Source organism: Serratia sp. CC22-02 (assembly GCF_900182895.1).
GTDB lineage: Bacteria > Pseudomonadota > Gammaproteobacteria > Enterobacterales > Enterobacteriaceae > Serratia > Serratia nevei.
In genome coordinates, this window is sequence record NZ_FXUD01000001.1 from 239256 (window position 1) to 251565 (window position 12310).

Consider the following 12310-nt stretch of genomic DNA (forward strand, 5'->3'; position numbering starts at 1 on the left):
AAGGAGCGGGAAAATGGCTTATGCCTTGAGCATATTGGAAAAGAGTCCGATCGCCGACGGGGAAAGCGCCGCTCAGGCGCTGGCGCGCACGCTGCATCTGGCGCAACAGGCGGAACGCTGGGGCTATCGGCGTTTCTGGCTGGCGGAGCACCACAACACGCCGCAGCTCGCCTGCCCGTCGCCGGAAGTGCTGATCGGCTACCTGCTCGGCCAGACGTCGCGCATTCGCATCGGCTCCGGCGGCGTAATGCTGCAACACTACAGCGCCTACAAGGTGGCCGAAAACTTTAACCTGCTGGCGGCGCTGGCACCGGGGCGCGTCGATCTCGGGGTGGGCAAAGCGCCCGGCGGGCTGCCGCTCGCCACCCAGGCGCTGCAGGCCGCTCATGACCGCCAAAACAAACCGGCTTTCCCGCAGCAGCTGTCGCAGCTGACCGCCTATCTGAACGACGACGCCGAGCCGGGACTGAGCGCCACACCGCTGCCGCCGCACGCCGCCCAGCGCTTTCTGCTCGGCGCCAGCAAAGAGAGCGCGACGCTGGCGGCCGAATCCGGCTGGGCCTTCGTGTTCGCCGCGCATCTGAACGGCAATCCGCAGGATATCCGCGAGGCGCTGGCGCACTACACCGCACTGAGCGGTGGCCGCAAGGCGCTGCTGGCGGTGGCGGCGATCGCGGCGCCAAACGCGGAACAGGCCGCGGCGCTGGCGGCGGATATTCAGCAATACCGCGTGCACGTCGCCGGTGAGCAGAGCGTGACCGTCGGCAGCCTGGCCCAGGCGGAGAGTTTCGTGCAGCAGGCCGGCGCCACCGACTACCGCATCGAACCCCGAGAAAGCCATATCCTGCTCGGCACTGCGCCGCAGGTGCATCAGCAACTGGCGCAGCTGCAGCAGCGCTACGGCGTGGACGAGTTCATCATCGACACGCCGATCGGCGAACCGAGCGCCCGGCTCACCTCACTGCAGTTGCTGGCGGAGGAGAGCCTGACGCCGGCCTAGTTGATCGCCGCGCTGGCCCGCATGGCGTCGGCCAGATCCTGCGCCAGCGGCGCCAGCTGCGCCGGCACGACGTTGGCCAGGCTGACGCGGATCGCAGGGTCGCCCTTCAGGCGGAAAGGTTCACCGCCCTGCACCAGCCACCCCCGTTGCGCCATCAGCTGCGCGGCGGCGGTTTCCGACCGCACCGGCAACCACAGATGCAGCCCTTCACCCACCGCCAGCGCCGTGTGATTCAGCGCGTTGAGCCGTCGCACCAGCTCATCCCTTCTGGCTTGATACGCCTGTTGCGCCTGCTGCAGCTGCCCCTCCTGCAAGGCCTGCCCCCACAGTCTGGCGGCAATCTGCTGCAAGATATGGCTGACCCAGCGTTCGCTGATGTACTGATCGGCGCGCATCGCCTGCAGCAACATCGGGTTGCCGCAGGCCAGCGCGATGCGCAGATCCGGGCTGAGAAACTTGCTCAGCGACAGCACGTACAGGCCGCGATCGCCGTCGAACGGCAGATGCAGCGGCTGCTGCGACAGAGGCCCCCAGAAATCGTCGACGATCGCCAGACACTGCGGATTTTCGCTGAGAAAACACCGCCACTGCTGCGCGCGTTGCGCAGAGAGCGAGGCGCCGGTCGGATTGTGGGCGCGCGGCGTCAGGATCACCGCGCCCGCCGCTCCGCTTTCCGGCAACCGGCATCCCTGCTCATCCATCGCCAGCGGCAGCGGCCGCAAACGCAGGTGGCGCAGCAGCGTCAATAGCGGCGGCCAGCAGGGGTCTTCCACCCACACCGCCGCGCCCGGCTGCATATGGCAGCGCAGCGCCTTTTCCATCGCGTCCAGCGCGCCAGAGAATACCGCAGGCTCCCCCAGGCTAACGCCCTGGCGGCCGAGCCACTCGCGCCCCAGGCCGGTCAGTACCGGGAGATCGCCGCTGATGTCATAGCCGTTTTGTTGCGGGAATCCCTCCGCCGCGCCCAGCGCCAACGCCGGCAACAGGGCGGCATCCAGATTGCCGCTGGCCAGATCGCACATTCCCGCCGGCACCTGGCGCGGCGTATAGGTCGCACTCACCGCCGCCAGCGGCGATTCCAGCACCACCGTTCCCGCCCGCCCACGCGTCGCCACCAGACCGGCATCGCGCAATCGGGCGTATGCGCTGGCGACGGTATTCGCATTGACCTCCAGCTCCGCCGCCAGCTGGCGTACCGGTGGCAGCAGCTCACCCGGTCGCAGCGTGCCGCCTTTGATGCGTGCGGCGATCTGCTCGGCAATCTGGACAGCGCCGCCGCCTTTTGCATACAATGAAGTCATACATAAATCCTTTTGTACTAGTTCAAACAAGATTAGCAGCTTCCGCGGCCAAAAGTAAGGGGTTCCATGGATAAACATTACGTGCTCGACATTCAGTATGCAGGAAAAGCCTTTGCCCGCCTGGAGATGTTCACCCCCTGGGCCGCCGATCAGCTGGAGCAGGCCTGCGCGCTGTTCCCGGCTGCGCAGGGTTATCAGGTGCAACTCAGCCAGGTCAGCGAACGCCGTATCGTCTACCAGAGCGGCGCGCAAGGCATCACCGTGCTGGGCGAGTCGCTGGCGCTGACGCCGTTCACCCACGCTCACGAGGTTAAACAATGAAAAAAGCCGTCGCCATTCGACACGTCAATTTTGAAAACCTGGGCATCCTCGGTTCCCTGCTCTCGCTGCGTGGCTATCAGATCGACTATTACGATGCCGGCCGCGATGATATTCGTGCTATCAATAATGAAGAGACCGATCTGTTGGTGGTGCTCGGCGGGCCGATCAGCGCTGCCCAGCACTTTTCCGGCGCGCTGCGCTATGATTTTCTCGACCATGAATTGGCGCTGGTCAAACAGCGCCTGGCGCAGCGGCGGCCGACCCTCGGGGTGTGTCTCGGCGCTCAGGTGATCGCCCAGGCGCTGGGCGCCGACGTGATCTCGCTCGGCGTCAAAGAGATCGGCTTCGCCCCGCTGACCACGCTAGCGGCGGAAGACGACTCGCCGCTGGCGCCGCTGGCCGATACGCCGGTGCTGCATTGGCACGGCGATATGTTCACGATCCCGGAGGGCGCCCGCTGCCTGGCCGGCACGGCGGTTTGCCCGCATCAGGCCTTCGACTATCAGGGGTTTGCGCTCGGCCTGCAGTTCCATCTGGAGGCGGATCATCGCGATATCGAACGCTGGCTGATTGGCCATGCCTGCGAGCTGGAACTGGCCGGCGTTGCGCCCCAAAGCCTGCGCGAACAGGCGGCGCGCCACGGCACACAGCTGGAACAGCGTGCGCGGCAGGTGTTCGCCCGCTGGCTGGATAATAACGAACCAAGGATGTAACTCATGCAACAGACTTCACCCTTACGGTCACCGTCCATCGACGTGATCAGCATTCAATCTCAGGTGGTCTACGGCAGCGTCGGCAACGGTATCGCCTACCGCGCCCTGCTGAAAAAGGGGCTGGAAGCGCTGCAGGTGCCCAGCGTGCTGTTCGGCTGCCCACCCTATTACGGCAAACCGCACGGTGGCGTCATCTCCGGCGAGTGGTTCGGCGGCTTTCTCGACGATCTGATCGCCCGCGGCGTGATGAAACGCACCCGGGCGGTGATCGTCGGGTATCTGGGCGATGTGATGCAGTGCCATATTCTGGCCAACTGGCTGCAGCGGGTGCGCGCCCTCAATCCGCAGATAAAGATCTATATCGATCCGGTGATGGGCGATTACGGCGAAGGGATCTACGTGGATGAGCGCATCGTCAACTGCTATCGCTCGCCGTTCCTGCGGCTGGCCAACGGCCTGACGCCGAACGGTTTCGAACTGGAGCAGCTGTGCGGCCGCTCTTTGAGCAGCCGGGAGCAGACGCAACACGCCGCGCAGGCGCTGTTGAACGACACCACCGAATGGGTGCTGGTCACCAGCGCGCCGGGCGTGGCACAGCACGAAGACGAAGTGGGTTTAATGCTGGTCACCCGGCAGGAAGCGCAGTGCTTTACCCATCCGAAGGTCAAATCGGCGGTCAAAGGCACCGGCGATCTGTTCACCGCACTGCTGGTGAGCCATCTGCTGCACGGCACCGCGCTCGACGCAGCAGTGGTTGCCGCCGGCGGCGAAGTGTGCGACGTGCTGGCCGAAGCGGCGCATTTCGGTTGGGAAGAGATCGGCAGCCTGCGGGCGTTAACCTAAACCCTGACCTGGGGCAGCCTGCTGCCCCGCCTCATCCGTCTTGATTGCTCACCGTGGCAATCATTCCGCTGCGAATTTTATTTATTACTCCGTCAATGATGCGCACAGTAATGATAAATTAATTCACTATATATAAAAGATTAAACAACTAATGATTAGAGCCATTTAAAATCATAACCACACTCAACACATTGATTTATTAAAATTAAAGCCAATAAGAAAATAAAAACCGCAAAAAACATTCTGTTTTTTTGATTTCTTAAACTATTCCTCCTCTTTTACAACGCCGTGATTTTATTGATTATCTGTTATGCAAGAATAAACACTTAATTTATTTTTATGTATGTATTGCTTTTTCAAGCGCCATTGCTATTGTTGAATGTGAGTAAAACGCGGCGACAAAGCGATTCACCACCTCCTTTTTATACCATCCTGCGTATAAGGATCTGACTATGCCTATTAAAAAGTATGTCATTCTTGATAGCGCGCCCAAAGCTGTCGGCAATTCCGATTTTATTCTATTAGGGTTAAAGAACGAAGGTTTTGCCAGAGGTTGCCCGATGTTATTTGGCGGCACCGCCGATGCTAAAGATGGCCCGGTCGATGGAAAAAACTTTGCGTTGAATGTAATAAAAAGAGAAACCTGGGAAGAAACCAATCAAAATATCGGCGTGGAACAGGTGGTAAGATATCAGGTTTACCCCAATGACATCAGCGTTTATACCAGTAAAGACTTCACTTTCACCGGGAAAGTGGCCATTGGCGGTGAGTTTGCCTGGATTCGGAAAGTGAGCAAAGGCAAAATAAAAACCTATTTTAAAAACAAACCCGCTGCCACTAAAGACATGTTTGCTCAAGAACTTTATGCAATGACGCTGGATGTCGATATTGAACCCACCGATGCGGAATTCGAACAGTATTTATCTTCAGATTGCCTGAGCGCCATTTACGCTTACTGTAAAGAAACCTGCAAATAACGCCTGTTAAAACGATGGGCACGCCATGATGATGGCGTGCATCTCTGGCAATGCCATTAATTTATTGGTGCCGATATTATGCTCGCAAAAGATTATACGTCAGATGAGAAACGCATCGTAAAAAACGTTATCGACCGATACGAGAACAGCGGCGTATTTCTTATCGAGCCAGGCGATCCGATTTTAACCGAATTTTATGATATTCAATTAAAACTGGCCGGCGTCACCGCCGCCGCCGCACCGCAATTCACCCAGCTCTGGCAGCAGACGAAACGCGTCAAACGGGTCGCAGGCCGGATGAGCGAGGCCAACACCAGCGGCGCTCAGCCGGTGTACAGCATCGTCAGGCTGGATTCCACCGACGGTAAACGTTATCAAACCGACGCCATCGGCTCTCTGCCGGTTCAGGCGACCAATGTGACGCAAACCCTCGGCCTGTTCGACGGCGGCGCCGATAACGTCGGCAAGGTGGAATACAAAAGCGACTACGTTTACACGGCGGACTGCACCATCGGTGCCAGCGGTGACTATCCGCAAAGCCAGACCGGCGGCAGCTTTCCGGTTACGGTGATCTATACCTTCGCGCAAACGGTCGGCCAGCAAACCGTTTACGGCGCCGAAATCGTCACGACGCAAAGCTACCCGAAAGAAATGATCAACGATTCCCCGAGGAATCTGTATAACCAGCGCATGATCAAGATTTGCCTGACGCGTGACGATGGCGACTGTGATTATCGCACCGGCTACGATCAGGACGGCACGGTTAAAGTGCCGATAAAAGGCAACATCACCTATTTTGGCAATATTGATCTCAGCAATGGCAAGCCGGTCAACGCCAGCAATACCATTTATCTTATCCGCACCCGCGCCGGCGGCGATCCAATCACCCCTTACGGCGGCTATAATATTTTTAATTCTGCCGCAACCCGAATCAGCGGAAATAACATCACCTGGGATCTTGACTGGCTGAAATTCAACCGCGTCGATTTTGAATCCGGCGAGATGGTTTATTACGTTTTTAAAATTACGCTTGATGTCGAAGGCCGCAGCATCGCCGCCTTTATTACTAACGCGCCCAAAGAAAGCGATCCGGATCGCCGCCTGCTCAATACCGTACAAATCAAACCGATGCAGATTATTTATGGCTGCCTGGCAGAGGATACGTTGATTTTAATGCAGGATGGGACAGAAAAGCCGATAAATGCCCTCACGGCAGATGAATTCGTTATTTGCTGCAATAACCACCCCAGACGCATTGAGAATATCACCACGGGGCAGGAGCAGCATTACATTGACATTACCGCCCGCGACCAGGCGGCACGTGAATATCGCATAAAAGCCAGCCTGGGGCACCCTTTCGTCACCGCAAACGGTATTTGTCTTGCCCGTGAATTGACCTCAGGCATGCGTCTTAAAACTCGGCACGGTGAGTGCGAAATTACCGCCCTCTCTCTCCAGTCCGGTGAGTTAACCGTTTATAACCTGCAACTCAGCGCTGACTCTCCGCTGCAAAAAACGCAATGCGCCCTCAGTACTTTTTATGCTAACGGCGTGCTGGTCGGTGACGCGCTGGTTCAACACCTCTATGAAGACGAATATCACCAACGCCCTAAAAACGTGCTGAAAACGCTGCCTGCCGAGTGGCACCAGGATTACCACAATATGATCAATGCAGCGGAAGAATAATATCATGTATGAAGGCTACCCCGACTTCCAACGCATTCTTATCTGCGATGATCAACGTTTCGTCGCCGCGTATCGGCAAAACGACGCCTATTATTTATATCCGCAGGCGCTCAGCATTCTGGCGGCCGACCCGTTGGCTTTCTCGCTGGATATCGTGCGCAGCTACAGTACCGAAAGCCTCTACGGCTGGCTGAATTTCACCACGCAATTGCAGTTCGCCGGTGAACAAAGCCTGCAGGTATTCAAGCAACAGTATCCGGATTGTGCGGTGAAGGCGCTGCCGGTCTTGCCGGGCAGCCTGGGATTCGACGTGCCCATCGACTACCACAGCGAACTGTACGGCCGGCACTACGACACCACCTGGTATTCGGCACAGTGCAGTCAATTCATCATTCTGCTCAATGCGGCAAGCACTCAGTTGATCGAGCGCACCCTGCTCGATGAGACGATAGGCTTCAACGCGCGTCTGGACGGTTTCGTCGAAGGCGTATCGCCGCGTCTGGCCTACCGGGTGGAATTTGATGCCCGTGCGCTGATCCTGGCCCTGGCCGCCGGCGTGGAAGGTGCCCATGCCGTGGGCGATACCGGGATTGTCTTTCCCTACGACGGGCTGACCCTCTACCTCAGCCGCAACCTCACCCACTTGCCGCTCGACATCGACCCACCGCCACCGGCGAACGATCCGGCCGGGGATCTGTTGCTCAGCCAGGCTTTGCTCGATCGGCTATACAACCTGTACGGTGCGCCGTCTGCCGGCCCCGCCGCCGGCAATGTGGCGCAGATCCTTCTGACGCCGCCCCCGCATACCGGCCGGACCCGGTGCGATCTGGCCAATGTCGCGCTGACTCAGCGGCCACTTTGCTTCACGTTGGATCCGTTCGCCGCCGCGCAGCAGATCGCCAAAGTTTCGCCCGATACCATTATCCATCGTACCACCGCACCGCCGCTGCCGGCGGGAGAGCGCGAGATCAACGTCTTTTACGCCTACCCGCTGGGGCTGCAATCCGGCGTTACGATCGATATTCAGCTGACCGTACCGCCCGGCAATATCTACCCGATCGAGCAAACGCAAACGCTGGCGCTGCGCCCCGACCGCACCTGGTTAACCTTCAAGTTTCACAACAGCGCGCTGGATGCTCAGCCGTTTTTCTACCAGATCCGCGTGAATTACCCGCAAGACGGCGTTTACCGCACGTTGCCCGGCAAACAACGTCGCTGCGACGAGGATAACCTGGTGCTGGATTACGCCGCGCTGCCTTGCCGCTTCCTGACCCTGTATCTCGACCCAACGTTCGCCCAGCAAAGCCGACTTGGCGGCCCCTATTACTCCGCCGACTGGCGCCAAACGTGGGCGCTCAGCGCATCGGCGCCCTATTTCAGCGCACCGATCCTGGGCGACCCGACTTTTGCCGAGGCGACCGCCTATTCGCTTTCCGGCGACGGCGCCGTCCCGTTACCCGCCCCGATCGTGCAAAACGCCACCATCGGCGCCTACAGTTTTCCGCAGTTCGGCGCACAGCAGGCGACGATCACCGTTCGGCTGCCGCCGCAGTCGCTCAGCGCCGTACTGAGTTTTCAGCCGCAGGACAGCGAGCGCACCAGCGACCGCACTTTTACGCATTCGCAGCCGAGCTTCGTCTACAAATGGAACGTCACCTCCATTTTCGCCGCCGGCTTCCGCTACAAGACTCCCACTGGCCCCTGGTCGCCTTATGTCACCGGCGACCAAACGATCGATATCAAGGGTGATACACCATGACCGACGAATTGGATCCGCAACGTACGTTGCAAAACTTCTTTCTTCTTGACCGCGCGCTGGCGTTTCACGACCAAACGCGCCCCAGCGGCTGTTACACCTACGGCAGCTATACGCCGCAGGTGGTGCAGGAAACGCCGGCCGGCAAGATCAGCTCACTGCATTTGCTGACCAGCCCCGGCGGCGGCCTGGCGACCTTCATCGCACCGAAGCTGCCGGTCGACAGGGCTGCGATCGAGGACTATATCCGCCGCCATTTCGTCCCCGCTCCGGAAACCATCACCCTGGAGCAGGAGGAGATCCAGCAATCGCTGTGGCTGCACTTCGCGCAGCGGCCGGCTGCTGCCGCCTACAGCGTCGAATTTGAACAGTCCAAAATGGCGTTGACCCATGAGGAGTCTGGCCGGCTGGCGGGCGCGATCCAGGGAACAAAAGACCAGGTCTATTTTCTCACCCGCAGCCGATTCAGCGTCGACAGCCGCGTCAATGCCCGTTTGCAGGCCGATTGGGTCGCGTTTGTCACCCTGGCCTTCAACGAGCAGGCGCGGCAACCGGAAGCGATCGCCAGGCTGCTGAACCAACAAATCGACGCCGGCGTCGTCATTGTGCAAGCGCAGTTCGACAATGCGCCTTCAGAACAGACGCAAGCTCGCGTTCGCCAGGCGTTGGTAAACACCGCCTCACTGCTGATCGCCAACACGCTACGCAATATCTCGTCGCCAGAACAAATCCCCAACAAGCTGAATTACCAGATCGAATACGACGACACCGTGCCCCAGCGCTATCTGCTGGAGCAGCAACGCGACATTGCCGAACTGCTGAATCGGCTGCCGGCCGACGGCATCATCTCCTTTACCGCTACGCCCCTGCCGGAACCCAGCAGGCCGGATAAGCCGATCGAGCCTCAACGCTGCACCGTCAGCCTGGGATTTGATCCGAAAGGCTTCAATATCATGGCGATAGAGCTGCGCTGGGCAGATCAACAGACGCCGATGGCATGGCCCAGCTTCCCGCCAGTGACGCTGGAAACGACAGCGGCGGTGAGCGATATCGCACTCAAGGTGACCTTCGCCGATTACACCAGCTTCGAGAGCCGGCTGGCGTGGCAGAACGCCATCGCGCTGACGCCGCAGGATGTGGGTTTCTATAGCCTGCTGTTCGACGCCGAGTCTCTGAAGTCCGAATTCAAAACGATCTCCGGCAGCGCCAGCTATCTCCCGGCGGGCCAGGGCAAGAAACAAAACTTCACCTTCGCCTTTTCCGCCGCGCAGTGGCAGGCCACCTGGTGGATCAACGCCCATGCCGCCGGCCTCAACGGCCGGGTGGACTATCGCTGGCAAGGGAAAACGGCGGCGCTATTCCCCAAAAACTACGACTCCGGCCCCCTGCAGGCCACCACCGGCCCCATCAAACTGCAATACCACAAGTGACATAAACAAGAGGACCGCCCTATGTTAACCACCGCTTTGCAGCAATCGATAAAAATCGACGTCACCGAGTATTTGGGCGTCAAGGAATACGCGTATACCTGCTACGGCGACAGCGACAGCAAGGATATCTTCTATGTGGTGCCGGAGATCCCGGTGTTTGCCAAACGGGATACCAATACGCCGAGCTTCATGTTTTACAAATACCGCAGCGAAGATACGCAAGGCGGCTACGCGCAATTCACCGTGCAGCTGCCGCAGCCGAATGCGGAAATGAAAGACCGCATCCGCCTGCAGCTGTATAACGGCCTTGGCAGAAAAGACGGCCCGCTGGATAAAAAATCCAAGCTCATTGTCGACTACATCAAGGCAAAACAGGCCTATGAAGCGGACCCGGAAAACAACACCAAGAAGACCGCGATGGACCAGGCGCAGAAGAATACCGGCCTGAGCGATGAACAGCTCAACCGGTTTGTCGCGCTCTACGACGGCAACAAGGGCGACGATCAATTCCTCAGCGAACTGATGCCGGCGGACGCTGCGAAAATCGAACTGATGCAGCCGCGCTACACCTCGGCGCAGGCCATGCTGATCCTCGACGGCAACGATAAGTTCTATCGCCAGATCCCAACGCCGCTGTCCCCCTCCGGCCTCGGCGACAACAATACCGTGTTCAGCCTGTCGCTGACCGGGGAAGGCGCCACGCTGTTTGAACAGGTGCTGAAAGGCACCGATAAAAACGCCAGCGTCGGCGTGCGCTTCGACCTCTCCCTGGATGCCTCCATGTCGGCGGCCAAAGTGATCGTCACCTACAACAGCGAGCAGGCCAAGTCCGTAGCGCAAACCATCAACTACCACACCTGGTCGGCCGACGAGAAAAAGATCGAGCAGGAGTTTTACGCCAAGGAAGCGATCAAGGTGGACGTGCGGATCGGGTTGACGGCGCAAGAGATGGGCATGGAACCCGCCGCCTATGATAAATGGAAAGAAAGTCTGCGGAACTGGGGGCAACAGCAGGTCGAGCAGATCCTGAGCAGCCAAACCGGCATCGACATGAGTCTCAATTTGCTGAACGACGCCGGCAGCTTCGAAAAATTCCAGTCCAAAATCTCGCAAACTCTGAGCTTCACCCGCGAATATGAAGAGAACGCCGTGGTGTCCTCCACCATTTACCCGCAAACTCAGCTGCCGTCGATACGCTCAATCGTCGGCGAAGCCGATTTGGATCAGTACTTCAAAGAGTACGATCTCCACGACCCGTTCTATCAGTACATCCAGCCGGAGTTCTTCGTCACCGAAGACATGGCCAAGTATGACATCGCCAATATCGTGGTCACCGCGATATACGACGACGATCTCAAGAGCACGCTGACCTTTACGCCGAAGGATCCGGGGCCGAAGAAAACCGACAAATGGTTTATCAAACCCGAGCTCGGCCGCGCCTACCGTTATCATTACACCGTCAACTTCACCGGCATGCAGGCCAGACCTTACCTGTCTGGGGACATCCAGGTCAAAGACGATCTGGTGGTCACCATCAACGCGGCGCAAAGCGGCATCGTCTACGCAGATATCTCCACCCTGCTCAACCCGCTGGGTTGGGAGGTCTTCAGCCAGGTCGTGGTCAAGACCCAGTACGAAGACAAAGAGCACAGCGTGCCGCTCAAGCAATACACCCAGGTGATCAGCGACAAGAACCCGCCGGTGCCGTTTATTTATCCGATCGGCACCAACGTGGAAAAGCCGCTTTATTATTCGGCCGACTACTATGCGCTGGACGGCGACAGCCTGACCTACCTCCCGCCGGGCGTGGAAAGCAACCCGCAGCTGCCCGGCTATGGCGAAACGCGCGGCAATCAGATCCTGATCGCCAACGCCCTGCCGAAGCAGCAGAAATACACCATCATCTTCAAACCGTCGCAAAAAGACGTTTCGCTGATCACCTTCGAGATGACGGTGAACTACCCGAAATGGGACTTCTCGCAGACGCAGCCCATTGCGTTAACCGAGTTCGACACCAAGTCACTCACGCAGTACCTGACATTCAACCTGATGCAGCAAGAGAAAGGCAACGAGCCGCAGATCAGCTACACCGCCACGGTCTATTACGGCGATAACCAGGAGAAAACCGTCACCAAGCCGATCACGGGCACCAGCACCATCGTGGTCGTGACCTTCTGACGGCCGGTCTCCGCCGGAGCAAGCACGCCTTGCTCCGGCTCCCTCTCTGATGACGTGGGGTTGCCGCTATGCGCGATCAGGTAATCATGCAAGACATCTGTTTTA

At 58.6% G+C, this 12310-nt stretch carries 10 protein-coding genes; 9 read left to right on the forward strand and 1 reads right to left on the reverse strand.

Features of this window, described 5'->3' with window-relative positions; translation table 11 throughout:
• Positions 1-13: 13 nt before the first annotated feature.
• Entirely contained in the window at positions 14-1000 is a 987-nt protein-coding gene (locus tag QOL81_RS01085) for an MsnO8 family LLM class oxidoreductase (protein WP_060418708.1), read from the forward strand.
• Here the strand turns inward: QOL81_RS01085 and QOL81_RS01090 are convergent.
• On the reverse strand, positions 997-2301 hold the full coding sequence (locus QOL81_RS01090) for an aminotransferase class I/II-fold pyridoxal phosphate-dependent enzyme (protein WP_283439580.1): 1305 nt from the start codon (positions 2299-2301) through the stop codon (positions 997-999). The genes QOL81_RS01085 and QOL81_RS01090 overlap by 4 nt on opposite strands.
• A 66-nt stretch (positions 2302-2367) precedes the next feature.
• Between QOL81_RS01090 and QOL81_RS01095 the strand changes: the two genes are divergently transcribed.
• The 8 genes from QOL81_RS01095 (at position 2368) to QOL81_RS01130 (ending at position 12205) form a co-directional block, all read left to right on the forward strand.
• Entirely contained in the window at positions 2368-2622 is a 255-nt protein-coding gene (locus QOL81_RS01095; RefSeq protein ID WP_004938217.1) for a hypothetical protein, read from the forward strand.
• Positions 2619-3335 carry a glutamine amidotransferase gene (locus tag QOL81_RS01100; protein ID WP_060418700.1) on the forward strand — a complete coding sequence of 239 codons (717 nt, stop codon included), beginning with the start codon at positions 2619-2621 and terminating at the stop codon, positions 3333-3335. Before QOL81_RS01095 ends, QOL81_RS01100 begins: the two co-directional genes overlap by 4 nt.
• 3 nt (positions 3336-3338) lie before the next feature.
• On the forward strand, positions 3339-4178 hold the full coding sequence (locus QOL81_RS01105) for a PfkB family carbohydrate kinase (protein WP_060418696.1): 840 nt from the start codon (positions 3339-3341) through the stop codon (positions 4176-4178).
• Positions 4179-4630: 452 nt separating this feature from the next.
• A complete protein-coding gene (locus tag QOL81_RS01110; RefSeq protein WP_060418693.1) occupies positions 4631-5155 on the forward strand; it encodes an NUDIX hydrolase in 525 nt (174 codons plus the stop codon).
• 78 nt (positions 5156-5233) lie between these two features.
• Positions 5234-6841 (forward strand): Hint domain-containing protein, encoded by a 1608-nt coding sequence (locus tag QOL81_RS01115; protein WP_060418690.1) that lies wholly within the window; start codon positions 5234-5236, stop codon positions 6839-6841.
• Positions 6842-6845: 4 nt separating this feature from the next.
• A complete protein-coding gene (locus tag QOL81_RS01120; RefSeq protein ID WP_283439581.1) occupies positions 6846-8600 on the forward strand; it encodes a hypothetical protein in 1755 nt (584 codons plus the stop codon).
• On the forward strand, positions 8597-10027 hold the full coding sequence (locus QOL81_RS01125) for a hypothetical protein (RefSeq protein ID WP_100395734.1): 1431 nt from the start codon (positions 8597-8599) through the stop codon (positions 10025-10027). The genes QOL81_RS01120 and QOL81_RS01125 overlap by 4 nt, the downstream gene beginning before the upstream one ends.
• A gap of 21 nt (positions 10028-10048) precedes the next feature.
• Complete coding sequence (locus QOL81_RS01130) at positions 10049-12205, forward strand: hypothetical protein (RefSeq protein WP_060418685.1); 2157 nt, start codon at positions 10049-10051, stop codon at positions 12203-12205.
• Positions 12206-12310 lie beyond the last annotated feature (105 nt).

Coding starts and splice junctions, on each gene's coding strand:
- QOL81_RS01085 (WP_060418708.1), top strand. CDS start 14: ATGGCTTATGCCTTGAGCATATTGGAAAAGAGTCCGATCGCCGACGGG.
- QOL81_RS01090 (WP_283439580.1), bottom strand. CDS start 2,301: ATGACTTCATTGTATGCAAAAGGCGGCGGCGCTGTCCAGATTGCCGAG.
- QOL81_RS01095 (WP_004938217.1), top strand. CDS start 2,368: ATGGATAAACATTACGTGCTCGACATTCAGTATGCAGGAAAAGCCTTT.
- QOL81_RS01100 (WP_060418700.1), top strand. CDS start 2,619: ATGAAAAAAGCCGTCGCCATTCGACACGTCAATTTTGAAAACCTGGGC.
- QOL81_RS01105 (WP_060418696.1), top strand. CDS start 3,339: ATGCAACAGACTTCACCCTTACGGTCACCGTCCATCGACGTGATCAGC.
- QOL81_RS01110 (WP_060418693.1), top strand. CDS start 4,631: ATGCCTATTAAAAAGTATGTCATTCTTGATAGCGCGCCCAAAGCTGTC.
- QOL81_RS01115 (WP_060418690.1), top strand. CDS start 5,234: ATGCTCGCAAAAGATTATACGTCAGATGAGAAACGCATCGTAAAAAAC.
- QOL81_RS01120 (WP_283439581.1), top strand. CDS start 6,846: ATGTATGAAGGCTACCCCGACTTCCAACGCATTCTTATCTGCGATGAT.
- QOL81_RS01125 (WP_100395734.1), top strand. CDS start 8,597: ATGACCGACGAATTGGATCCGCAACGTACGTTGCAAAACTTCTTTCTT.
- QOL81_RS01130 (WP_060418685.1), top strand. CDS start 10,049: ATGTTAACCACCGCTTTGCAGCAATCGATAAAAATCGACGTCACCGAG.